Origin of the sequence: Allobosea sp., from assembly GCF_017308015.1 — a bacterium.
GTDB lineage: Bacteria > Pseudomonadota > Alphaproteobacteria > Rhizobiales > Beijerinckiaceae > Allobosea.
This window is the reverse complement of the sequence record NZ_JAFKFW010000007.1, coordinates 54,454-77,629: the sequence shown is the minus strand read 5'-3', so window position 1 is coordinate 77,629 and position 23,176 is coordinate 54,454. Positions and strand designations below refer to the sequence as shown.

Genomic DNA, 23,176 nt, shown 5'->3' with positions numbered 1-23,176 from the left:
CTCAGAAGCCCGAGGCGCTGCGCGATGCGGCGACGAGGCTCGCGATACGCAGCACCGCTTCGCTGGCCGGCCGGTCGGTGCGATGCAGCGTCAGGGTCCAGCCAGCCTTGCGGCAGGTTTCCGCGATGGCGTCGCGATGAGCGGCGAGGCGCTGGCGATAGGATTCGCCCCAGGCGCCGGCATCGCCGACGCGCAGGGTCAGCCCGTCCTCCAGGTCGAAGAGCTCGGCCTGGCCGCTGAAGGGAAAGGTTTCCTCGATCGGATCGGCGATCAGCAGGACATGGCCGCGAGCGCCCGACGAGCCGAGCGTAACGATCCGCTGGGTCAGCGCCGCGGCGGGCGAGAGCCCGTCGGTGATGATGATGGCCTCGGCCAGTCGGGGCAAAGGCGCTTCCGGCGGCAGGTCGGGGGAGACGTTGCGCTCGTCGGCGAGGATCGCCTGCGCCAGCGTCTCGACGATGCGGCGCGAGGCCAGCGCCCGCGTCAGTCCGAGATGGCCGACGCGCTCGCCGCCTTCGACCATCGTCTCGGCCAGCGCGAAGCCCGCGACCAATGCGCGGTCGAGTTTCGAGGCCATGGCGAGCGAGGAGGCGAAACCCATCGAGGGCGATCGGTCGATCCAGAGCCAGATCGAGTGCGAGGCTTCCCATTCGCGCTCGCGCACGAAGAGATGGCCGTCGCGGGCGGAGCGTCGCCAGTCGATGCGCGAGGCCGATTCGCCGGCGACCAGCGGGCGATACTGCCAGAAGGTCTCGCCCGGGCCGGAGCGGCGCCTTCCATGGATGCCGTGGATGCTGGCCGAGACACGGCGCGCTTCCAGGATCAGGCGGGGCAGGCGTGCGGCCAGGTCGAGCGATTCCGTGAGGACCGGCCGCGACGGCCGCCTTTCGCCCGGACCCAGGACGCGTGTGCGCAACATCGGCCTATCCCAGCCGTTCCACGAGTTTGCCGATCAGGCCCTCGACGGTCTCGCCATCTGCGCGGGCGGCGAAAGTCAGGGCGACGCGGTGCTTCAGAACGGGAATGGCGAGCGCTGCGACGTCGTCGACCGAGGGGGCGAGCCGGCCCTCGACGAGCGCGCGGGCACGCACGGCCAGCGTCAGCGACTGGCTGGCGCGGGGGCCGGGGCCCCAGGAGAGCTTGTCGGTGACCGAGGCCTCGCCCTCGCCGGGGCGGGCGGAGCGGACGAGGTCGAGGATCGAATCGACGACCGCGTCGCCGACCGGCAGGCGGCGGACGAGGCGCTGGATCGACATCAGCGTCTCGGAGGTCATCGCGGGGGAGGGCTTGTATTCGGCGGCGCCCGTCGTCTCCAGCAGGATACGGCGCTCGGCCTCACGATCGGGATAGCCGACGTCGATCTCGAGCAGGAAGCGGTCGAGCTGGGCCTCGGGCAGAGGATAGGTGCCTTCCTGCTCGATCGGGTTCTGCGTCGCCAGCACGTGGAAGGGCGCCGGCAAATCGTAGCGTTCGCCGGCGACCGTGACATGGTGTTCCTGCATCGCCTGGAGCAGGGCCGACTGGGTGCGCGGCGAGGCGCGGTTGATCTCGTCCGCCATCAGGAGCTGGGCGAAGACCGGACCCTTGATAAAGCGGAAATGGCGCTTGCCGTCGCTGGATTCGTCGAGAACCTCGGAGCCGAGAATGTCGGAGGGCATCAGGTCCGGCGTGAACTGGACGCGCCGCGCCGCAAGCCCCAATACGGTGCCCATGGCCTCGACGAGCTTGGTCTTGGCGAGGCCGGGCACGCCGACGAGCAGGCCGTGGCCGCCCGAAAGCAGCGTCACCAGCGAGAGATCGACGACCTTCTGCTGGCCGAAGATAACCTGACCGATCTCCTTGCGCGCAGCGCCGATGGCGCCGAGCGCGGCTTCCGCCGCCTCGACGATGCCTGTGTCGAGGTCGATCGGCGAAGTGCTCTCGTTTGCCCGGGCTTGCGCCGCCATGTCGATCTCCTTCACTGTCGCCGGCCGTTGCGCCGCCCTGCGAACCGTCGATGCGTTCGGCCGTTCAGTGTGGACGGGCCATCACGGCGGCTCAAGCGCCGAATGGAATGGTACACATCAACTCGGCTTCACGATTATGTGGAGTTCAAGGCGGAAACGCGATGCAACCAATATGCCGCAGCAGATGGGAATTGGCCTTTCGATGACGGGACCGGGCAATGCGATGGAGCGTTTGACGGCCTCGCTCGGCGGTGGCAAGGCGCGCGGCCTGCCGCCGGTCGAGCGCTGGAATCCACCGTTTTGCGGCGATCTCGACATGCGCATCGCCGCCGACGGTAGCTGGTTCTACATGGGCACGCCGATCGGCCGGCCGGCACTGGTGAAGCTGTTCTCCTCGGTGCTGAAGCGCGATGGCGACGATTACTTTCTCGTGACCCCGGTCGAGAAGGTCGGGATCACCGTCGATGACGCGCCGTTCCAGGCGGTCGAGATGCAAGTCGATGGCGAGGGGGACGGCCGGAGCATCGCGTTCCGGACGCAGGTCGACGATCTCGTCTGCGTCGGGCCGGACCATGGCTTGCGTTTCGCACGGGCTGCGCAGGATGGGCTGACACCCTATGTCCATGTGCGGCGCGGCCTCTGGGCCCGGCTGACGCGGGCCTTGACCTATGACCTGCTGGCGCTCGGCGAGATCAGGGGCGCCGGAAGCAAGGCCATGTTCGGGATCGCCGTTGCGGAGCGGTTTTACCCGGCACTGCCGGCAAGCGAGATCGAGGACATCGAGTGCTGAAGACAATCGAGTCTGCCCTCAACCTCAGCGCCGAGGACTTCGCTGCCTTGGCGCGAGAGCGTCTTCGGGCAGAACCGCCGGCGTTGGGGGACGTGATCAGGCGGCCGCGCGGGGACCACGAGAATCAGCCCTCGCCCGTGCCGATCCCCGACGAGAAGCGCGCTGTGCCAGCGGCGGTTCTCATCGGCATCGTGCCGCGCCCGGCGGGGCCGACCGTATTGCTGACACAGCGTGCCGCGGCTCTGCGCAGTCATTCGGCCCAGGTCGCCTTTCCCGGCGGGCGTGTCGATGCCGTCGATGGTTCGCCGGTCGTCACGGCCCTGCGCGAGACCGAGGAGGAGATCGGCCTGGCGCGCTCGCATATCCGCACGCTCGGCTTCCTCGACGCCTATCTGACCGGCACCGGCTACAGGATCGTGCCGGTGGTGGGGCTGGTCGAGCCGCCGTTCTCGCTGACGATCAACCACAACGAGGTCGACGAGGCTTTCGAGACGCCGCTCTCCTTTTTGCTCGATCCGGCCAACCACAAACGCGAGGGTATCGAGTGGAAGGGGCAGTTCCGCACCTACTATGCGATGCCGTTCGAGGGTCGCTATATCTGGGGTGCGACCGCCGGCATGATCCGCAATCTCTATGAGCGGCTGGCGGGCTAGAGCATCGACCTGAAAAGTGGAATGCACTTTTCGGACGAATCCGATTCAGAGATGTAAGTAAGCTTGCGCGGACGACGCGCCCGGGAACGACGAAGCCAATGCTGCGTGCGATCATCGAAGAAGTTCTGCTCTTCGTCCTGCCCTTCTGCATCTTCGCAGGCTATCTCGTCGTCAAGCGGCGCAACCCGTTCGATGTCGAGCATTGGAGCCGGCATGCCTTCGCCCTGGCGGTCGTAGGAGCCTTGCTGGCGATCGCGGTGCTGATCTATGGCGGCTTCATCGCTCCCCGCAGCGGAGGCGCCTACGAGCCGCCGCACTTGGAGAACGGGGTTCTGGTGCCCGGCCGCTTCAAATGAACGGGGACCATGCCGGTGAGATCGCGCGCTTCCTGGCCCAGCCGGTGCTTGCGCGGCTGCTGCTGGCGCTCGACGGAAACGGCCAGGAAACGCGCGTCGTCGGCGGCGCAGTGCGCAATCTCCTGCTCGGCGAGCCGGCAAGCGACATCGACCTCGCCACCACCGCCTTGCCGGACGAGACGATCCGGCGCGGCCGGGCTGCCGGCTTCAAGGCGGTGCCGACCGGGATCGAGCACGGCACGGTGACGCTCGTCGCGGATGGCGCGAGCTTCGAAGTGACGACGCTGCGCCGCGACGTCGAGACCGATGGGCGCCGGGCCAAGGTCGTGTTCGGCCGCGATTTCGTGGCAGACGCGCTGCGTCGCGATTTCACCATCAATGCGCTCGGGCTCGGGCATGACGGCAAGCTCCACGATTATTCCGGCGGGCTCGACGATCTCGCGCAGCGGCGCGTACGCTTCATCGGCGATGCGGCGGCCCGTATCCGCGAGGATTACCTGCGCATCCTGCGCTTCTTCCGCTTCCATGCCCGCTATGGCGCCGGCGAGCCTGACGCCCAGGGTCTGCGCGCCTGCATTGCCGGCCGCGAGGGGCTCGCCGGATTGTCGCGGGAGCGGGTGCGGGCGGAATTGCTGAAGCTTCTCGTCGCGCCCGGTGTGATTGCGACCATCCGGGCGATGGCGGGCGCGGGGCTGCTGATGCCGGTGATCGGCGGCGTGCCGTATCTCTCGCGCTTCGCGGCGATCGCTGGAGATGATGGTGCTGGCGTTTACCCGGCTTTCCGGCTGGCGGCGCTGGCGGTTGCGGTCGGCGAGGACGCCTTGCGCCTGCGCGAGAGGCTCCGGCTTTCGAACGAGGAGTTCGACAGGATCGAGCGTCTTGCGCGAGCGCAGGAAGGCCTGGGGGGACGGGCACATCTGCCTGACTTAGCCGCGCTTCGCCATGTCGCTCATGGCGCCGGGGACGATGCGGCGGCTGCGGCTCTCGTCCTGCTGAATGCTACGGCTGGGAGCGAAAACTGGGACGAGGTGCAGCGCCTCATCGGCGAACTCGGCCGGACGCCGCGCTTCGAACCGACGGGCAAGGATGTCGTCGGTCTCGGCATTCCGCCCGGGCCGCGCGTCGGGCAGGTGCTCGAAGCAGCCCGGCAGAGCTGGATCGAGGCTGGCTGCCCGGCTGGAGCGGATGAGCAGGTGGAATTCATCAAAGCCGCTCTGGCCGCAGCCCGCTAGCGCGGGGCTGCGCAGGAGGCTCTGGCCTCAGGGCCAGCGTACCGTCGGCGGCATCGAGGACAGGATGGAATCGACATTGCCGCCGGTCTTCAGGCCGAAGATCGTGCCGCGATCATAGAGCAGGTTGAACTCGACATAGCGGCCGCGCCGGACCTGCTGCTCGTGGCGCTCGGCCTCGCTCCAGGGCTTCCCGAGATTGCGGCGCAGGATCTCGGGATAGCTTCCGAGGAAGGCTTCGCCGACCGCCTGGGTGAAGGCGAAATCGGCCTCGACATCGCCGGTCCAGACATAATCATAGAAGATGCCGCCGATGCCGCGCGGCTCGTTGCGGTGCTTCAGAAAGAAATATTCGTCGCACCAGGCCTTGAAGCGCGGATAGTCGGCGACGGCCGGAAAACGCTCGCAGGGCACGCGCATCGCGGCGTGGAACGCGCGCGTATCCGGGTCGTCCTGGTTGCGGCGCGCATTCAGCACCGGCGTCAGGTCGGCGCCACCGCCGAACCAGGGCTTCGTGGTGACGACGAGCCGCGTGTTCATGTGCACGGTCGGCGCATGCGGATTCCAGGGATGGGCGATCAGCGAGATGCCGGTGGCATGGAAGCGTGGATCCTGCGCGGCGCCGGGGATCTGGCCGGCGAAATCCGGATGGAAGCTGCCATGTACGGTCGAGACGTGGACGCCGACTTTCTCGAAGACGCGGCCCTTCATGATCGACATGACCCCGCCGCCGCCGGGTGCGCCATCATGATTGGTGCGCTGCCAGGGCGTGCGGACGAAACGCCCGGGCGTTTCGGTTTCGGCCGGGAAGGGGCCGGAAGCCTCATCCTCGACCGCCTCGAAGGCGGCGCAGATGCGATCCCGCAGGGTCTCGAACCAGGCGGAGGCGCGGGGTTTCAGCGCTGCGACGACGGCAGGGTCGACGAGGGGAGATTCAGCGGGTTTCGGGGTGACCATCTTCTGCTTCTGTTCCATCGCGGCCCGGAAAGCCGCCAGTCTGTCGCAATGCCTCGCCCATTACCATCGCTGCCGCCAGCGCGACATTGAGCGAACGCAATCCCGACCGCATGGGAATGTGCAGGCTGGCCTCGGCGGCAGCCTGCACCTCGGCGGTCACGCCGGCCGATTCGCGCCCGACGAGGACGATGTCGTCCGGGCGGAAGGCAAAATCGGGCAGGGGCGTTTTGCCGTCTGTCTCGGCCAGGACGAGGCGGTGGCCCTGCGCCCGGCGCCAGCCGTCGAAAGCGGCGAAGGAGTCGTGGCGGCGGACGGTAGCGCGTTCGAGATAGTCCATGCCGGAGCGACGGAAATGCCGGTCAGAAACGTCGAAAGCGGCGGGCTCGACGATGTCCACGCCAATGCCGAGGCAGGCGGCCATGCGGATCATCGTGCCGGTGTTCTGCGGGATGTCCGGCTGGAAAAGGGCGAGGCGAAGCATGGCGCTGTCATGCGGTGACGCCCGGATATGCGTCAAGCAGGCTGGTCATGCGCGCAGGCGAAGACCATATGCCTCGAAACCGTCGCGATGCCACACCAGGGAAGACAGACATGTTCGCTCCGCTCTTCCGCTGGCTCGAAAGCCGAATCGACGTCTTCGCTCCCTTCGACGAGCAGGAGACGCCGCCGCGCGGCGTCTGGCCCTTCATGTGGCACCATATCAAGGGCGTGAGGGGCTGGATGGCCCTGATCATGCTGACGGGGCTCGGCTTCAGCGGCATCGAAGCGGCGATGTATCTGATGGTCGGCTGGTTCGTGGATCTGCTCTCGACGCAGTCACCAGAGACGATCTTCCGCGACCATGGCTGGCTTCTGGCAGGGGCAGCTTTCCTGCTCGTGGTCGTCCGGCCGCTGATCTATTTCGCCAACCACGCCATCGTCGATCAGGTGGTGGTGCCGCAGATCACCAACCAGATCCGCTGGCGCAACCACGTCTACACGCTCGGGCACGCGCTGGGGTATTTCCAGAATGATTTCGCAGGCCGCCTGTCGGCGCGTGTCATCCAGGCGGGCCAGTCGATCCGCGGCGCGACGATCGAGGTCATCGACGATCTCTGGTACGCGCTGGTCTTCGCCACGGTCGCGATCGGCTTCTTCGGCAAGACCAGCCTGTGGCTGGCGCTGCCGGTGATCCTGTGGCTTTCGGCCTATGTCACGCTGCTGGTCTATTTCGTGCCGCGCGCGAAGCAGCGCTCGGAGGCGAATTCGCTCGGGCGCTCAACCACGACGGGGCGCATCGTCGATTCCTACACGAACATCCTGACGGTGAAGCTGTTCGCGCGGGCGGATGCCGAGCGTTCGGCGGTGCGCGACTCGTTGTCGCGCTGGAACGCCTCCTTCCTCAATCTGTCGCGCCTGATCACCGGTGTCAGCGTCATCCTGCAGACGATGAACAGCCTGCTCGTCGTGGCCACGGCCTGGCTCGCGCTGCTGCTCTGGAGCCAGGGCGAGATGACGCCGGGGGCGGTCGCAGCGGCCATCGGTCTCGTGCTGCGGCTGGTGCAGATGTCGGGCTGGCTGATCCATCTCGTGCGCGGCATTTTCGAGAATATCGGCTCGGTGCAGGAGAGCATGGAGACCATCGCCAAGCCGCACGACCTGCCGGATGCGCCCGGCGCGGTGCCGCTCGTCGTCGACAAGGGAGCGATCAGCTTCGAGAAGATCCGCTTCAACTATGGCCGGGGGCAGGGGCTGTTCGAGGGGCTCGACCTTCAGATCCGGCCTGGCGAGCGGGTCGGGCTGGTCGGCCCGTCGGGCGCCGGCAAGTCGACACTGGTGAACCTGCTGCTCAGGCTCTATCCGCTCGAGAGCGGACGCATCCTGATCGACGGGCAGGACATCGCCCATGTCACGCAGGATACGCTTCGTGCCCAGATCGGCATGGTGACACAGGACAATTCGCTGCTGCACCGCTCGATCGGCGACAATATCGCCTATGGGCGGATCGGCGCGAGCGAAGCCGAAATCGCGCGCGCGGCCGAGCAGGCGGAGGCGCATGGCTTCATCCTCGGCCTCGGCGATCAGGACGGGCGCCAGGGCTTCGAGTCGCGCGTCGGCGAACGCGGCGTGAAGCTCTCGGGCGGGCAGCGCCAGCGTATCGCCATCGCCCGCGTGCTGCTTAAGGACGCACCCATCCTGATCCTCGACGAGGCGACCTCGGCGCTTGATTCCGAGGTCGAGGCGGCGATCCAGCAGCAGCTTGCGCAGCTCATGCAGGGAAAGACGGTGATCGCGATCGCGCATCGGCTCTCGACCATCGCGGCGCTCGACCGGCTGATCGTGCTCGATCAGGGCCGGATCGCCGATATGGGCAGCCATGACGAGCTGATCGCGCGCGGGGGACTCTATGCCAGGCTCTGGGCGCGCCAGTCGGGCGGTTTCCTGGCTGCCGCCGATCCGGAAAAGCTCGCCGACTGACGTTGTCGCCGACGGACTGTGTGCGATGCATGGCCGGGGCGTTCGCGACAGTAGACTTCGTCCAATCTGCATGTCAAAGAGCCGAAGGTGACGCACCGCCGCATTGCGGCGGCAGCGACGCGCCCCTATGAGGGCGAGAGGCGACAATTTCGAGCTGTTCCAGCTCGCAAGACGTGTAAGAGGATTGGATCGTGGCGCACGCGACCGATACATCGACCGGAACTACCCGCCGCGATTTCCTGATGCTTGCGACGGGCGCATTCGGCGCCGTCGGCATCGGCGCCGTTGTCGTTCCCCTGGTTAGCCAGCTCGCGCCCGACGCGCAGACGGTGGCGGCCGGCGCGCCGGTCGATGTCGACCTCGCGCCCATCGCCGAAGGCCAGGCGATCAAGCTGTTCTGGCGCGGCAAGCCGATTTTCGTGCGCCATCGCACCAAGAAGGAAATCGACGAGGCGCTGGCCGTCGACGTCGCGACCCTGCGCGACCCGCAGACCGACCAGCAGCGCACCAAGCCCGGACACGAGCAGTATCTCGTCGTCTTCGGCAACTGCACCCATCTCGGCTGCATCCCGCTGGGCACCGCGCCCGGCGAATCGAAGGGCGATTTCGACGGCTGGTTCTGCCCTTGCCACGGCTCGCACTACGATTCCTCCGGCCGTATCCGCAAGGGGCCGGCGCCGCTCAACCTGCCGGTGCCGCCCTATGCCTTCAACGGCGACACCAAGATCAAGATCGGCTGAGCAATGCGCTCGATGCTTTCCCGCCAAGATGAGACAGCCTTGAGGCATTCTTCATGAGTGGTCACAGTTCATACGTCCCGAAGACCGGCATCGAACGCTGGCTCGACGCCCGCCTGCCGATCATCCGGCTCGCCCATGATTCGGCGGTTTCCTACCCGGTGCCGCGCAACCTGAACTATCTGTGGACCTTCGGTGGCATCCTCGTGTTCATGCTGGTGGTGCAGATCGTCACCGGCATCATCCTGGCGATGCATTACACGGCCAACTCGTTGCTCGCCTTCAATTCGGTCGAGCATATCATGCGCGACGTGAACTACGGCTGGCTCCTGCGCTATCTGCACTCGAACGGCGCGTCGATGTTCTTCGTCGCCGTCTATGTGCACATCTTCCGCGGGCTTTATTATGGCTCGTACAAGGCGCCGCGCGAGGTGCTCTGGATCCTCGGCGTGGTGATCTTCCTGCTGATGATGGCGACGGCGTTCATGGGCTATGTGCTCCCATGGGGGCAGATGTCCTTCTGGGGCGCGACCGTCATCACCAACCTGTTCTCGGCGCTGCCCGTGATCGGCGAGACGATCGTCACCTTCCTGTGGGGCGGCTACTCGGTCGACAATCCGACGCTGAACCGCTTCTTCTCGCTGCATTACCTGCTTCCGTTCATGATCTTCGGCGTCGTCGTCCTGCACATCTGGGCGCTGCACGTCGTCGGACAGAACAACCCGACCGGCGTCGAGGTGAAGAACGTCCAGAAGGACACCGTGCCGTTCACGCCCTATGCGACCGTGAAGGACATCTTCGGCATGGTCGTGTTCATGATCCTGTTCGCCTGGTTCGTGTTCTACCAGCCGAATTTCATGGGCCATGCGGACAATTATATTCCGGCAAACCCGGCCTCCACGCCTGCGCATATCGTCCCGGAATGGTACTTCCTGCCGTTCTACGCGATCCTGCGCGCCATTCCCGACAAGCTCGGCGGCGTGCTCGCCATGGGCGCTGCCATCGTGGTCCTCGCCTTCCTGCCCTGGATCGATACCTCCAAGGTCAAGTCGATGAGCTACCGGCCGATCGGGCGCCAGTTGTTCTGGGCCTTCGTCGTGGTCTGCATCGGCCTGGGCTATCTCGGCGCCATGCCGGCCGAAGGCGGCTACGTCATCGCCTCGCAGATCTTCACCGTGCTGTATTTCGGCTTCTTCGTCGCGCTCTTCGTCGTCGGCCTGTTCGAGCGGCCGAAGGCGCTGCCGACCTCGATCGCCGATGCGGTGCTCGCTTCCGCCAAGGGCGGGTCGGCGGCGCGCGTCGCGACCGCCACTGCCGCCGAACCGAACGTCAAGGGCTGACGGAACCATGAGCAGAATCTCGTTTCGTCTCGCCCTGACAGGGCTCGCTGCCGGCCTCTCGCTGGCGCTCATCCAGCCGGCGGCGCAGGCCGCCGAGGCCGGCCCGAAGCCGCCGGCGCTGAGCTGGTCGTTCTCGGGACCGTTCGGCAAGTTCGATCGGGCCCAGCTCCAGCGCGGCTTCAAGGTCTTCAAGGAAGTCTGCGCGAGCTGCCACGGCGCGAGCCTCGTTGCCTTCCGCAACCTGTCGCAGCCGGGCGGCCCTGAATTCACGTCCGGACAGGTCGCAGCGCTCGCCGCGACCTATCAGATCAAGGACGGGCCGAACGACCAGGGCGAGATGTTCGAGCGGCCCGGCCGCCCGGCCGACCGCTTCCCGTCGCCGTTCCCGAACGAGCAGGCCGCGCGCGCGGCCCAGGGCGGCGCCTACCCGCCGGACTTCTCGGTGCTGGCCAAGGCCCGCACCTACACGCGCGGCTTCCCGACTTTCGTGTTCGACATCTTCACGCAGTATCAGGAGCAGGGGCCGGACTACATTCATGCCCTGCTCGTGGGCTACAAGGAGCCGCCGGCCGGCTTCCCCGCCCTGCTGCCCGGGCAGAACTACAACGAGTACATGCCCGGTCACCTGATCGCGATGCCGAACCCGCTCTCCGACGGCCAGGTCGAATACCCCAAGGGGGCGGACGGCAAGGCGCCGGTGCCGGAGACGGCCGACCAGTACGCCCGCGACGTCGCCGCCTTCATGATGTGGATGGCGGAGCCGCATCTGGAGGCGCGCAAGCGCCTGGGCATGCAGGTGATGGCGTTCCTGACGATCTTCGCCTTCCTGCTCTACTACACCAAGAAGAAGGTGTGGTCGCGCATGCCGGACGGCTCGCCGGTTCACTGACCGGCAGAATGTCATTCCAGGAAAAGGCCCCGGTGACGGGGCCTTTTTCGTTGAGGGGAAAATCCGGAGGCTCCTTCGGCAGGAGATGCTCGGGCCGAGCCCGAGCATGAGGGCATTCGATCCCATCGTATTGCGACCGTCATCGAAAGGTGGTCCTTTCCGCGCCCGTATTTGTTGTCGCATCGAACCGAAAAGTGGCTTCCACTTTTCGGTTCGATGCTCGAGGAAATCGACCATGAGCGAAGCCGTTCTCGGAATCATCGGCGGATCGGGCATCTACGATCTGCCGGGCCTCAAGGATCTGCGCGAGGAGCGTATCGAAAGTCCCTGGGGCGAGCCTTCGGACAGCTTGCGGATCGGCCGGATCGGCCAGACGAAGATCATCTTCCTGCCGCGCCATGGGCGCGGTCACGCCATTCCGCCCTCCGAGATCAACTATCGCGCCAATATCGACGTGCTGAAGCGGGCCGGCGTGACAGATCTCGTCTCGCTCTCGGCCTGCGGCTCCTACAAGGCCGAGCTCTATCCCGGCCTGTTCGTGCTGGTCGACCAGTTCGTCGACCGGACGAGCCGGCGCGAGAATTCCTTCTTCGGCCGGGGCTGCGTCGCCCATGTCTCCTTGGCCCATCCGGTCGGCCCCGCCCTGCAGGCGCGGATCGTTGCGGCGGCACAGGCGGAGGATCTGCCCTTCGTGCGCGGTGGTACGCTGGTCACGATGGAAGGCCCGCAATTCTCGACCTATGCGGAATCGATGACCTATCGCGGGTTCGGCTACGACCTGATCGGCATGACCGCGATGCCGGAGGCCAAGCTCGCCCGCGAGGCCGAGATCACCTATGCCACCGTCGCGATGGTGACCGACTACGACTGCTGGCACGAGTTGCACGGCGCCGTCGATGTCGCCTCCGTCATCGCCGTGCTGCACGACAACGCCGACAAGGCCCGCCGCCTCGTGGCGCGGCTGGCCGCCGATTTTCCGGCCGAGCGGGAGCCGTGCCCGGCCGGCTCGCATCATGCGCTCGACAACGCCATCGTGACGGCGCCGGCCTTCCGCGATCCGGCCCTGCTGGCGAAGCTCGATGCCGTCGCCGGGCGCGTGCTCGAGGTGGCGTGATGACGGCGCTCTTGACGAAGCCGGCTCGGCGTCGGACCAAGGCCTCCGTCAATCCTCCCGAGACGGTGCCCATGAACCTCGCCGACAGCATCCGCGCGATCCCCGACTATCCCCGGCCCGGTATCGTCTTTCGTGACATCACCACGTTGCTTGGCGACGCCAGAGCCTTTCGTCGGGCGGTCGATGAACTGGTGCAGCCTTTCGCCGGGTTGAAGATCGCAAAGATCGCCGGAATCGAGGCGCGCGGTTTCATCCTGGGCGGGGCGGTAGCGCATCAGCTCTCGGCCGGCTTCGTTCCCGTCCGCAAAAAGGGCAAGCTGCCGCTGGAGACGCTGCGTGCGACCTATGCGCTCGAATACGGTACGGACGAGATCGAGATCCATCGCGATGCGGTGCAGCCGGGGGAGCGCGTGCTGCTGGTCGATGATCTGATCGCGACCGGAGGCACCGCGGAAGCCGCGGTCAACCTGCTGGCGGGGCTCGGGGCCGAGGTCGTGGCGGCCTGTTTCATCGTCGACCTGCCGGAACTCGGCGGTGCCGACAAGATCCGGCGGCTTGGCGTGCCCGTGCGCACGCTGGTTTCCTTCGCGGGCGACTGAGCGGGCCATGAAGATCAACGGCCAACCCTACCGGACGATCTGGCTGGCGCAGGATGGCTGGCGTGTCGTCGTGATCGACCAGACGAGACTGCCTTTCCGCTTCGAGACCGTGGCGCTCGGCTCGGCCGAGCAGGCGGCCGATGCGATCCGGAGCATGATTGTGCGCGGCGCTCCGCTGATCGGCGCGACCGCAGCCTACGGCGTCGCGCTGGCGATGCGGGCGGATGCATCGGATACGGCACTTGAGACCGCGCTTGCTCTGCTCGGTGCGACGCGGCCGACGGCCGTCAACCTGCATTGGGCGCTGGAGCGGATGCGCCGTTCCCTTGCGGGCTTGCCGGCGGAGGCGCGGGCTGAAGCCGCTTATGCGGAAGCGGCTGCGATCTGCGACGAGGATGTCGCTTTGTGCCGTGCGATTGGCGAACACGGCTTGCCACTCATTGCCGGGATCGCGGCGCGCAAGCCTGCCGGTGCGCCGGTCAACATCCTCACCCATTGCAATGCCGGCTGGCTCGCCACGGTGGATTGGGGCACGGCGCTGGCACCGATCTATCTCGCGCATGATGCCGGCATACCGGTCCATGTCTGGGTCGACGAGACCCGGCCCCGCAACCAGGGCGCAGCGCTGACGGCCTATGAACTCGGAGCCCACGGTGTGCCGCATACGGTGATCGTGGACAATGCCGGGGGCCATCTGATGCAGCACGGACAGGTCGACATGGTGATCGTCGGAACCGACCGGACGACTGTGACCGGCGATGTTGCCAACAAGATCGGGACCTATCTCAAGGCGCTGGCTGCGCATGACAACGGCGTGCCCTTCTATGTGGCGCTGCCCTCGCCGACGATCGACTGGAGCATAAGCGACGGCCTTGCCGATATCCCGATCGAGGAACGAGCGGCGCGCGAGGTGACGCATCTCTCGGGGCTCGCCGACGATGGCGAGGTTCGGTCCGTGCGCGTGGTCGCACCGGGTAGCGGGGCCGCCAATCCTGCGTTCGACGTGACACCGGCGCGGCTGGTCAGCGGCCTCATCACCGAGCGCGGCGTCTGCGCGGCCAGCACTGACGGGCTGGTGCAACTTTTTCCCGACCTGGCGAACAAGGGCAGGGCATGACCGAGCAAGACTTGCGGCAGGAGATCGTTTCGGTCGCGCAGGCGATCGACCGGGCCGGGTTCTGCCCGTCGAAATCGGGCAATGTCTCCTCGCGTTTCGGAGATGGACTGCTGATCACGCCATCGGGCCTGCCTTATGCGCAAACGAAGCCTGAAGACCTGATCCATCTCAGGCTCGACGGCACCGTCTTGAACGGCAGCCGGAAGCCGTCTTCGGAATGGCCCTTCCATGTCGCGATCTACAAGGCGCGCCCGGATGCGCAGGCGATCGTCCATACCCATTCGCCGCGTGCCACCGCCTTGTCCTGCACGCGGCGCGGCATCCCGGCCTTCCACTACATGATCGCGCTCTGCGGCGGCGCCGATGTCCGCTGCGCCGATTATGCCACTTTCGGCACGCCGGAGCTTGCCGACAACGCGGTGAAGGCGTTGGAGGGACGCAAGGCCGTGCTGCTCGCCAACCATGGAGTCATCGCGCTCGGCCAGACGCTGGCGGGCGCGCATACGATCGTCGCCGAGGTCGAGAACCTCGCCGGGCAATATCTCGACATCCTGGCGGCTGGACTCGAGCCGGTCATCCTCGACGCGACCGAGATGGAACGCGTCGGCGCCAAATTCGCGGGCTACGGCAAGGTCGGGTGAAATTCGCGCCAGAGCGTCCGATCAGGCAGGCCAGCGGCCCGGCGAATGCAGCCGACCGGCTTAAGTTTTCGGCAATGGCACCGCTGGCATAACTGCTGCGACCCTTCTGTCTGCCCAGAGACCTTCGTGTCGCTCGACTATCAGTCCCTCCTGACGGCCTTCACCCTTTCTGGATGCGGACTGGCCGCGGCTTTCCTCGTCAGCTGGCTCGTTTCCAGGAAGGAAGGCTTCCTGATGGCCTGGACGATCGGCGTGGCGCTGATGGCCGTCGGCGTGCTGATCTATGGCGGCTATGTCAGGACGATGTCGCCGATCGTGGGGGCAGCCGGCTACGCGGTTCTTCTCACGGGTCTCGCCTTCGTCTTCGGCGCCGGCCGCGAATTCCGTACGCGGGTTCTGCCCTGGCGCAGCATGGCCGTCATGGCAACCGCATCGTCGGCAGCCATGGCCGTGCCCATGCTGGCCGGCTATAACGGCATTGCGATCATCGGGCTCAATGTCGCGGCCGCGGCTATTCTGTTTGCAACAGCCTGGGATTACTGGCTCGGCCGGGCCGAAGCCAGGCTGGCGATCATGCTGCTGACCGGCCTGTATGTCCTGACCGGTCTATCCTTCGTTCCTTGCGCCGTTCTGCTGCTGCTGGATGGTCGGTGGGTTCTGCCGGGCATCCCGTCGAACTGGGCGGAAGACCTCAATATCGTGGTCTGTCTGACCACGCTCGCGGGCATCGGCGCGCTGTCCCTGGCCTTGAACCAGGCGCGGCTGGCGCGCGGCCATAAGCGCGACGCGGAAACCGACCCGCTGACCGGCCTGCTCAACCGGCGCGCGCTGCTCGACCGCATCGCGACCGAGACCGAAGGGCCCGCCGCCCTGATCATCTTCGACATCGATCATTTCAAGCGGATCAACGATGTCCACGGCCACCTGGCGGGAGACGAGGTGTTGCGGGCGTTCGGGGAGATCCTGCTGTCCTGCCGGTCCCAAGGACTGGCTGCACGGCTCGGCGGCGAGGAGTTCGCGTTGCTCATACCGGGAGCTTCGCTCGTCGCGGCCGCCATCACGGCTGAAAACGTGCGGGGGCGGCTCGTCAAACGTCATTTTGCAGCGAGCGGGGGTTCGTTCGGCATTACGGTCAGCGCAGGCGTCGCCCATGCGAAGGACAGTGTCATCGATTTCGATGCCTTGCTTCACGAAGCGGATAAGGGGCTCTACGCTGCCAAGCGAAGCGGGCGTGACCGGGTCGTGGTGGCCTCGGACGAGGAGGCGTTCCTCGCCCAGATGAGGCCTTCGTCCGACGTGCCGCGCGGGCCTGTCGATCTCGTCAGGCTCAAGGCAGGCTGAGGTCCGTCTTCGCTGTCAGGCCGGCTTCCGCTCTACAAAAACGCAGCCGTCGAAGCTGAAGACCTCTTCGCCGTACTGGTTCGTGCCGCTGTTGCGATGGAAGAACAGACCCCATTGCGGCCGCGAGGCGCTCTCGCGCTTGTCCACAACCTTGGAGCGATAGGTGATGCGGTCCCCGGCGAAGACGGGCTTCGTCCAGCGCAGGTTCCGAAAGCCGGGGGAGGGGCCGAGACGCGCCGGTCGCTCCGGCGCAATCGCGAGTTGGCGCCTGCGATGCTGGACCATGCAGGCCATCCAGACAGCAGCGGTGTGCCAGCCTGAAGCCGCGAGCCTGCCGAAGGAGCTGTTGCGCGCCGCCGCCTCGTCCATGTGGAAGGGCTGCGGATCGAAGCTGCGGGCGAAGGCGACGATCTCCCCGGGCGTGAAGACGAAGCTGCCGAGCTCGTGGCTGTCCCCGATCGAGAGTTCCTCGAAGAAACGCGGCGGGCCGGGCGGCTCGGTGGGGGCTTCCAGAGGGCTCTCGACCGCCGGGCACTCGTAGATCGGCGTATGGTCGAGCCAGGGGCCGGCCGGGTGCTTGCCGATGCCGGAGCCCTTGCGGCCGAACATGATCCAGTTGGTCTGTTCGAGGATCGGCTCGTCGCGCTGGTTCAGCAATTCGAGCCTGAAGCGCACGAGGCCCATCTCGGGGCGCGAGCGCGAGGCCTTGCTCTCCAGTACCGTGCGCCGGGCGCAGACGCTGTCGCCGGGGAGGAGCGGGCGCAGCCACTTCACCTCGTCGATCCCCGGCGCCCCCATGCTGGCGGCGTCGAGCAGGAAATCCTCCGCCATGAGCCGCATCAAGAGGGCGCAGCTATGCCAGCCCGAGCCGATCAGGCGGCCGACGAAGCTCGTCTTGGCCGCTTCAGGATCGACATGGAAATCCTGCGCGTCATAGCGCGAGGCGAAGGCGACGATGTCGTCCTGCGAGACCGCCAGACTGCGAGAGCGCGCGCTCTGGCCCGGGGCGAAATCCTCGAAATACGACATCGCAGACTGGTTCCTCAGGTCGCGAAGCGGAAATGCAGCACGTCGCCGTCGGCAACGACATAGTCCTTGCCTTCGAGACGGAACTTGCCGGCCTCGCGCGCACCTGCCTCGCCCTTGTTGGCGATGTAGTCGTCATAGGCGATGGTTTCGGCGCGGATATAGCCCTTCTCGAAATCGGTATGGATCACGCCGGCGGCCTGCGGCCCCTTGGTGCCCTTTTCGATCGTCCAGGCACGGGCCTCCTTCGGACCGACCGTGAAATAGGTGACGAGATGGAGCAGGGCGTAGCCGGCTCGGATGACCCGGTTCAGGCCGGGCTCGTCGAGGCCGACGGCCTCCAGATATTCGGTCTGTTCCTCGGCCGGCAGGATGGCGATCTCGCTTTCGATCTTGGCGGAGACGACGACCGCGACGGCGCCTTCCTCGGCAGCGCGCTTCTTCACCAGCTCGGAGAAGCTGTTGCCCTTGTCGGCGCTGGCTTCCTCGACGTTGCAGACATAAAGCACGGGCTTGGACGAGAGCAGGCCGAGCAACTCGAACGGGCGGCGCTCCTCGGCGGAAAGCTGGACCTGGCGGGCGGGCTTGCCGTCGCGCAGCAGGGTGAGGCAGCGGTTCATCAGATCGACCGCCTCCTTGGCCTCCTTGTCGCCGGTCTTCGCCTTCTTCTCCAGCGGCTGCACGCGTTTCTCGAGGCTGTCGAGATCGGCGAGCATCAATTCGGTCTCGATGGTCTCGATATCGTCGACCGGCGAGACCTTGCCCTCGACATGGGTGATGTCGCCGTCCTCGAAGCAGCGCACGACATGGGCGATGGCGTCGCATTCGCGGATATTGGCGAGGAACTGGTTGCCGAGCCCTTCGCCGCGGGAGGCGCCGCGCACCAGGCCAGCGATGTCGACGAAGGTCAGCCGCGTCGGGATGATCTCCTTGGAGCCGGCGATGGCTGCGAGCTTCTCCAGCCGCTCGTCCGGAACCGCGACGTCACCGACATTCGGCTCGATCGTGCAGAACGGATAGTTCGCGGCCTGGGCCGCTGCCGTCTGCGTCAAGGCGTTGAAGAGGGTCGACTTGCCGACATTCGGCAGGCCGACGATACCGCATTTGAAACCCATGATCGCTCGTTCCGTTATACGGCCTCGCTGCGTTTCCGCGCGGCGGCCTGAAAATCGTTCGCGCCTTATTGGCGGCGGGTGGAGATAAACACAAGATCGTTGCCGGCGGAGGAGACCTGCTCAATCGCCCGCCGTCTCGCCGAGCCGCTTCACGGAGGCGTGGCCGCGCGCATCCATGAAGAGATGCACCTTGTTCTGGAAGCCGGTGTCATCATGAGCCGCGAGCATGGTCGCGTGGTCGGCGCAGGCCGTGCAGAGATCCTCCACCCAGGGCTGTTCGGCCTTGCCGAAATCGTTGAGCACATAGGCGTGGACCAGCTCCTTCAGACCGGGGTGGCCGATGCCCATGCGCACGCGGCGGTAGTCGTTGCCGATCGCAGCCGTGGTCGAGCGCAGGCCGTTATGCCCGGCGTTGCCGCCGCCCAGCTTCACGCGCAGCTTGGCGGGGGCGAGGTCGAGCTCGTCATGGAAGACGATGACATCGGCCGGCGCGATCTTGAAGAAGCGCGCGGCCTCGCCGATCGCCCGGCCGGATTCGTTCATATAGGTCTGCGGCTTGAGCAGGATGACCTTTTCGGCCCCGATCGTCGCCTCGCATGCTTCGGCCTGAAAGCGGGCGCGCCAGGGCGAGGCGCGATGCAGACGCGCGATCTCGTCGACGGCCATGAAGCCGATATTGTGCCGGTTGCGGGCATAGCGCGCCCCGGGATTGCCGAGGCCGGCGAAGATCAGCATGGCGGAACTCCGGCAGGCTTGTTGGGTCGGCATCGGATGAAGACCGGAACCGACTTTTCGGTCCGATGCCATAGCAAAACGGCCGGGCTGACCCGGCCGTCTCGTGATCGTTCCAAGGGGGAAGCGGCGCCGGCTGGCGCCGTTTCATCAGGCCTTGGCTTCGGGAGCAGGCTCGGCAGCCGCGTCGGCGGCCGGCTCGGCCTCGACGGTCGGAGCGGAGATCGTGACGATCGTGGCCTCGGCACCGAGGGTGAGCCTGGCGCCGGCCGGAAGCTTGATCGCGTCGGCATGGACGGTGTCGCCGACGTTCAGACCGGCAACCGAGATATCAATGGACGCCGGAATGTTCTCGGGCTCGACGGTGACTTCGAGGGCATGCTCGATGATCTGGACCAGGCCGCCGGCCTTGACGCCGGGGCTGGTTTCCTGACCCGTGACGTGAACCGGAACCTGGACCGTGACGGTCTGGCCCTTGGCGACGCGCAGGAAGTCGACGTGGATCGGGAAATCCTTGACCGGGTCGAGCTGGTAATCGCGCGGAATGACGCGCTGCTTCTTACCGGCGACGCTGATCTCGAAGATCGTGGTCAGGAAGTGGCCGCCGAAAATCAGCTGGCGGGTCTTGTTGGCGTCGAGCGCGATGGCTTCGGGAGCGGCGCCCCCACCATAGATCACGGCAGGCGTCTGGCCCTGGCGACGAACGGCACGAGCGGCCCCCTTGCCGACCTGTGCGCGCGCCGAAGCCTCGATTTGCTTCACGGCGGTCATGTTGGATGTCCTTGACTTGTAAAATGACAAGGCCGCCTCGTGGCGGCCATCGGATGATGCGTTCAGAGCCTCCAAGGGTGTCAGCCGAACGCAGGGGTGCTCATAGGCGAAAACCGCCGCGATCTCAAGCCCGGCTCAAGCCGCGTTCGCGACGAGCCCGGGCGGCGGGGCCGGCTGGGCAAAGCGCAGCAGCCATTCGCGGATGATCGAAGCCGGAACCGGCGGGGAATAGAGATAACCCTGGCCGAGACGGCAGCCCATTCCGGTCAGGCGCTCGGCCTGCCCCTGCGTCTCGATGCCTTCCGCGACGATCTTCATGCCGAGGCGGCGCGTCATCGTCAGCAGTGCCTCGATGATGATTTCGCTGCGCGCGCCGCTGTCGATCGAGGCGACGAAGGAGCGGTCGATCTTGATGATATCGATCGGGAAATCGAGCAGATGGGTCAGCGAGGCGAAACCGGTGCCGAAATCGTCGAGTGCGACCGGCGAGCCGCAGGCGCGCAGCGCCTCCATGGTGCGCGCGACGCCGTCCTTCCGGCCGCCCATGAAGACCTGCTCGGTGACCTCGATCGCGAGTTGCTGCATCGGAACGGCGGCCTTCTCGAGGATGCGCGCGGCGCGCTGGACGAGATCGCCTTTCTGGAAGTCTGCCGAGGTGACGTTGACCGCGACATGCTGAAAATTCAGGCCGCCCGCACGCCACTCCGCCATGTCGGCAGCCACCGCCGTCAGCATCTGTGTGGTGGTCCGGTGGGCGATCTTCGGATCGCGGAGCGCATCCTGGAATTCACCGGCAGTGACGATGCGGCCATCGTCCAGACGCATCCTGGCCAGGGCTTCCAGACCCACGATCTCGGTCGTGTCGAGGCGGATGACGGGCTGATAGTAGGGAATGATGCGCTCGTCGCCGAGGGCGCCGTCGACCGCGCGGCGAACGCGAATGCGCTGCATCATCGCGCTGCGCAACTGCCGGCGGAAGCGGACGTAGCGGCCACGCCGCGTCTCCTTCGCGTGGTAAAGTGCGAGGTCGGCATTCTGTCGCAGGGTGACACTGTCCTGGCCGTCCTCGCCGGCGATCGCTCCACCGATGGTGACACTTGGAACGACGCTGTGGCCGTCATGGTCGAGAGGGTGTGCCATTGCTGCCGTGGCGGCGGAGGCGAGTGAGCGCATGCGCGCCGGCTCCGCACAATCCGGAATCAGGACGGCGAACTCGTCACCGCCGATCCGGCAGGTCAGGCAACCGGCCAGCGCCGCGCCGAGCCGCGTGCCGACCTCGGCGATCAGCGCGTCTCCCGCGGCGTGGCCCAGCGTATCGTTGACCAGCTTGAGATGGTCGATGTCGATCAGCATCAGCCCGTAGCGCCCGCCGGCGACGCTCATCTCCGCGATGGCGCTGTTGAACCGGCTGCGGTTGGGCAGGCCGGTCAGCGTGTCGAAATAGGCGAGGCGGTGATTGCGGGTCCGGACCTCGTCATGCTCGATGGCGATCGCGCAGAGATGGACGCAGGTCGCGACGATCTGGCGCTCGAGCAGCTGCGCGCTGCGCGGCCTGGTGAAGTAGAAGGCGAAAGCGCCGATGACGCGGCCGTCGCGGGCCTTGATCGGGGTCGACCAGCAGGCCCGCAGACCAAGCGGCAGGACAAGGCCGGTATAGGATGCCCAGAGCGGATCAGTGGCGATGTCGGTGACTTCGACCGGCTGGCCGCGATGGATTGCCGTTCCGCAGGAGCCGGCGGAAGGGCCGACCGGAGCCCCCGCTATCGAGTTCGCAAAATGTGCCGGCAGGCTGGGCGAGGCGAGGGGCTGCAGGCAGCCCTGATCATCGACGGTGACCACCGAGCAGATGACGCCGGGCGAGATGGCCTCGGCACGGTGGCACAGGCGCTCCATGCACGCGGCGAGCGGTTCGCCGCGTGCGATATCTTCAAGAATATCATTCTGCAGAGCCTGCAGGCGGCCCGAAGGTCTGATCACGGAGCTCCCGACAGCGTGCTCGTCGAAGAGCCCGCCTTCTACCGCAAATGCCTTAAGGTCAGATTGAGGAGCCGCCTCAAACTTTACGCGGCGCCCCGGCGTCAGGCGGCGATCAGCCCCAGCCGCTCATCGCGGCGGCGCAGGAGATGCATCAGCGGCAGGGCGAGCAGCACCATCCAGGCCTTGCCGATGATCTGGCCGGCGAGGAAGTCGAGGCTGCCGAAGGCGAGTTGCAGGAAGACGAGGCTGTCGACGACGAGGCCGATCACGCTGGAGGCGAAGACTGCGGTGACGAAACGCCGGCGCTGCAGCGGCGTATAGACCGCGAAATCCGCCAGCTCCGAGAGCAGGAAGGCGGCGACGGAGGCGAGCACGATCGCGGGCGGGGCCAGCATGGCCGAGATCAGCGTGCCGACCGCGATGGCGCCGAGGCCTGCAAGTGCGCCGAGGCGGCGCTGCACGATGTCGCGCAGGACGAGGGCAAGCCCGACCATCAGCACGCCGCTCGGTGCCATGACACCCGGCCAGACCGGGACAAGGCAGGGCCCATCCGGCACGCAAACGGTGCCGGCATTGCCGATCAGCCAGTTGGCGGCGGGAATGGTCAGGCCGAACAGGACGAGGGCGATGATGCCCTCGGTCAGGCGCTGTCGGTCACGGGTCATGGAATGAGTCCACTGTCGTCGGGAGCTGCGAGATAGGCCGCGAAGCCTTTTGATCGCAAATCGCACGCCGGGCAATGGCCGCAGCCGTAACCCCACTCATGACGGGTCGTCCTGTCGCCGAGATAGCAGCTATGGCTCTCCTCGATCACGAGGTCGAACAGGCCCTGCCCACCGATGGCATGTGCGAGGGCAAAGGTCTGTGCCTTGTCGCGCCACATCAGGGGCGTGTGCAGGACGAGTCTGCGATCGAGACCGAGATTGAGCGCAACCTGCATCGCCTTGATCGTGTCGTCGCGGCAATCGGGGTAGCCGGAATAATCGGTCTCGCAGACGCCGAGGACGATGTGCCTGAGGTTGCGGCGATAGGCGAGCGCCGCGGCGAAGGTCAGGAAGATCAGGTTGCGGCCGGGCACGAAGGTCGTGGGCAGGCCGGCATCAGTGAAGGCGATCTCTGTCTCGCGGGTCAGGGCCGTCTCGGAGATCGCGCCGAGAGCCTTGAGGTCGACGACATGGTCGGGGCCGAGGCATTCGGCATAGCGAGCGGACAGCCCCGGCAGCTTGGCGCGGATCGTCTCGCGGCATTCCATCTCGATGCGATGACGCTGGCCGTAATCGAAGCCGATCGTCTCGACCGCGTCGAAGCGGTCGAGCGCCCAGGCGAGCGTCGTGGTGGAGTCCTGGCCGCCGGAGAACAGGACGAGGGCGCGGGAGTTGCCCAAGCCGA

Annotated in this window: 24 protein-coding genes; 13 read left to right on the top strand and 11 right to left on the bottom strand. The window is 66.5% G+C overall.

Going from position 1 to position 23,176, the window contains the following annotated elements:
• Nucleotide 1: 1 nt before the first annotated feature.
• Both J0I42_RS08220 and J0I42_RS08215 read right to left on the bottom strand, forming a co-directional pair.
• The gene (locus tag J0I42_RS08220; RefSeq protein WP_291654342.1) at nt 2-919 is read right to left on the bottom strand and encodes a DUF58 domain-containing protein; all 918 of its coding nucleotides are present in this window, start codon (nt 917-919) and stop codon (nt 2-4) included.
• Nucleotides 920-923: 4 nt separating this feature from the next.
• Nucleotides 924-1,946, bottom strand: a complete 1,023-nt coding sequence (locus J0I42_RS08215; RefSeq protein ID WP_291654341.1) for an AAA family ATPase — start codon at nt 1,944-1,946, stop codon at nt 924-926.
• A 202-nt stretch (nt 1,947-2,148) separates the two neighbouring features.
• Between J0I42_RS08215 and J0I42_RS08210 the strand changes: the two genes are divergently transcribed.
• The 4 genes from J0I42_RS08210 (at nt 2,149) to J0I42_RS08195 (ending at nt 4,977) form a co-directional block, all read left to right on the top strand.
• Nucleotides 2,149-2,736 carry a DUF1285 domain-containing protein gene (locus J0I42_RS08210; protein ID WP_291654340.1) on the top strand — a complete coding sequence of 196 codons (588 nt, stop codon included), beginning with the start codon at nt 2,149-2,151 and terminating at the stop codon, nt 2,734-2,736.
• Entirely contained in the window at nt 2,730-3,389 is a 660-nt protein-coding gene (locus J0I42_RS08205) for a CoA pyrophosphatase (RefSeq protein WP_291654339.1), read from the top strand. Before J0I42_RS08210 ends, J0I42_RS08205 begins: the two co-directional genes overlap by 7 nt.
• A gap of 98 nt (nt 3,390-3,487) precedes the next feature.
• Nucleotides 3,488-3,745, top strand: a complete 258-nt coding sequence (locus J0I42_RS08200; protein ID WP_291654338.1) for a DUF6111 family protein — start codon at nt 3,488-3,490, stop codon at nt 3,743-3,745.
• Complete coding sequence (locus tag J0I42_RS08195; RefSeq protein WP_291654337.1) at nt 3,742-4,977, top strand: CCA tRNA nucleotidyltransferase; 1,236 nt, start codon at nt 3,742-3,744, stop codon at nt 4,975-4,977. Before J0I42_RS08200 ends, J0I42_RS08195 begins: the two co-directional genes overlap by 4 nt.
• 27 nt (nt 4,978-5,004) lie before the next feature.
• Here J0I42_RS08195 and hemF read toward each other — a convergent pair whose 3' ends face one another.
• Nucleotides 5,005-5,931 carry an oxygen-dependent coproporphyrinogen oxidase gene (gene hemF, locus J0I42_RS08190; RefSeq protein ID WP_291654336.1) on the bottom strand — a complete coding sequence of 309 codons (927 nt, stop codon included), beginning with the start codon at nt 5,929-5,931 and terminating at the stop codon, nt 5,005-5,007.
• Nucleotides 5,909-6,412: a tRNA (cytidine(34)-2'-O)-methyltransferase gene (locus J0I42_RS08185; protein WP_291654335.1), complete on the bottom strand. Its 504-nt coding sequence runs from the start codon at nt 6,410-6,412 to the stop codon at nt 5,909-5,911. Before J0I42_RS08185 ends, hemF begins: the two co-directional genes overlap by 23 nt.
• Before the next feature lie 110 nt (nt 6,413-6,522).
• Between J0I42_RS08185 and J0I42_RS08180 the strand changes: the two genes are divergently transcribed.
• The 9 genes from J0I42_RS08180 (at nt 6,523) to J0I42_RS08140 (ending at nt 16,166) form a co-directional block, all read left to right on the top strand.
• On the top strand, nt 6,523-8,388 hold the full coding sequence (locus J0I42_RS08180) for an ABC transporter ATP-binding protein (RefSeq protein ID WP_291654334.1): 1,866 nt from the start codon (nt 6,523-6,525) through the stop codon (nt 8,386-8,388).
• Between the two features lie 191 nt (nt 8,389-8,579).
• Nucleotides 8,580-9,128: a ubiquinol-cytochrome c reductase iron-sulfur subunit gene (gene petA, locus J0I42_RS08175; RefSeq protein WP_291654333.1), complete on the top strand. Its 549-nt coding sequence runs from the start codon at nt 8,580-8,582 to the stop codon at nt 9,126-9,128.
• Nucleotides 9,129-9,181: 53 nt separating this feature from the next.
• The gene (locus tag J0I42_RS08170) at nt 9,182-10,465 is read left to right on the top strand and encodes a cytochrome b (protein WP_291654332.1); all 1,284 of its coding nucleotides are present in this window, start codon (nt 9,182-9,184) and stop codon (nt 10,463-10,465) included.
• 7 nt (nt 10,466-10,472) lie between these two features.
• A complete protein-coding gene (locus tag J0I42_RS08165) occupies nt 10,473-11,354 on the top strand; it encodes a cytochrome c1 (protein WP_291654331.1) in 882 nt (293 codons plus the stop codon).
• A 235-nt stretch (nt 11,355-11,589) separates the two neighbouring features.
• Nucleotides 11,590-12,468 carry an S-methyl-5'-thioadenosine phosphorylase gene (locus J0I42_RS08160; RefSeq protein WP_291654330.1) on the top strand — a complete coding sequence of 293 codons (879 nt, stop codon included), beginning with the start codon at nt 11,590-11,592 and terminating at the stop codon, nt 12,466-12,468.
• A 71-nt stretch (nt 12,469-12,539) separates the two neighbouring features.
• Nucleotides 12,540-13,067, top strand: coding sequence for an adenine phosphoribosyltransferase (locus J0I42_RS08155; protein WP_199089313.1), 528 nt, complete (start codon nt 12,540-12,542; stop codon nt 13,065-13,067).
• A gap of 7 nt (nt 13,068-13,074) precedes the next feature.
• Complete coding sequence (gene mtnA, locus J0I42_RS08150) at nt 13,075-14,184, top strand: S-methyl-5-thioribose-1-phosphate isomerase (protein WP_291654329.1); 1,110 nt, start codon at nt 13,075-13,077, stop codon at nt 14,182-14,184.
• Nucleotides 14,181-14,825: a class II aldolase/adducin family protein gene (locus J0I42_RS08145; RefSeq protein ID WP_291654328.1), complete on the top strand. Its 645-nt coding sequence runs from the start codon at nt 14,181-14,183 to the stop codon at nt 14,823-14,825. Before mtnA ends, J0I42_RS08145 begins: the two co-directional genes overlap by 4 nt.
• A 126-nt stretch (nt 14,826-14,951) precedes the next feature.
• Nucleotides 14,952-16,166 (top strand): GGDEF domain-containing protein, encoded by a 1,215-nt coding sequence (locus J0I42_RS08140; RefSeq protein WP_291654327.1) that lies wholly within the window; start codon nt 14,952-14,954, stop codon nt 16,164-16,166.
• A 15-nt stretch (nt 16,167-16,181) separates the two neighbouring features.
• Here the strand turns inward: J0I42_RS08140 and J0I42_RS08135 are convergent, their stop codons facing one another.
• The 7 genes from J0I42_RS08135 to queC all read right to left on the bottom strand — a co-directional run bounded on the left by J0I42_RS08135 (nt 16,182) and on the right by queC (nt 23,171).
• Entirely contained in the window at nt 16,182-17,195 is a 1,014-nt protein-coding gene (locus tag J0I42_RS08135) for a MaoC family dehydratase (protein ID WP_291654326.1), read from the bottom strand.
• A gap of 14 nt (nt 17,196-17,209) precedes the next feature.
• Nucleotides 17,210-18,307 (bottom strand): redox-regulated ATPase YchF, encoded by a 1,098-nt coding sequence (gene ychF / locus J0I42_RS08130; RefSeq protein WP_291654325.1) that lies wholly within the window; start codon nt 18,305-18,307, stop codon nt 17,210-17,212.
• A gap of 120 nt (nt 18,308-18,427) precedes the next feature.
• Entirely contained in the window at nt 18,428-19,042 is a 615-nt protein-coding gene (pth, locus tag J0I42_RS08125) for an aminoacyl-tRNA hydrolase (protein WP_291654324.1), read from the bottom strand.
• Nucleotides 19,043-19,189: 147 nt separating this feature from the next.
• Nucleotides 19,190-19,810 (bottom strand): 50S ribosomal protein L25/general stress protein Ctc, encoded by a 621-nt coding sequence (locus tag J0I42_RS08120; protein WP_291654323.1) that lies wholly within the window; start codon nt 19,808-19,810, stop codon nt 19,190-19,192.
• A gap of 135 nt (nt 19,811-19,945) precedes the next feature.
• Nucleotides 19,946-21,787 carry a putative bifunctional diguanylate cyclase/phosphodiesterase gene (locus J0I42_RS08115; RefSeq protein ID WP_291654322.1) on the bottom strand — a complete coding sequence of 614 codons (1,842 nt, stop codon included), beginning with the start codon at nt 21,785-21,787 and terminating at the stop codon, nt 19,946-19,948.
• 101 nt (nt 21,788-21,888) lie between these two features.
• A complete protein-coding gene (locus J0I42_RS08110) occupies nt 21,889-22,452 on the bottom strand; it encodes a VUT family protein (RefSeq protein WP_291654321.1) in 564 nt (187 codons plus the stop codon).
• Nucleotides 22,449-23,171 (bottom strand): 7-cyano-7-deazaguanine synthase QueC, encoded by a 723-nt coding sequence (gene queC, locus J0I42_RS08105; protein WP_291654320.1) that lies wholly within the window; start codon nt 23,169-23,171, stop codon nt 22,449-22,451. Before queC ends, J0I42_RS08110 begins: the two co-directional genes overlap by 4 nt.
• Between the last annotated feature and the right edge of the window lie 5 nt (nt 23,172-23,176).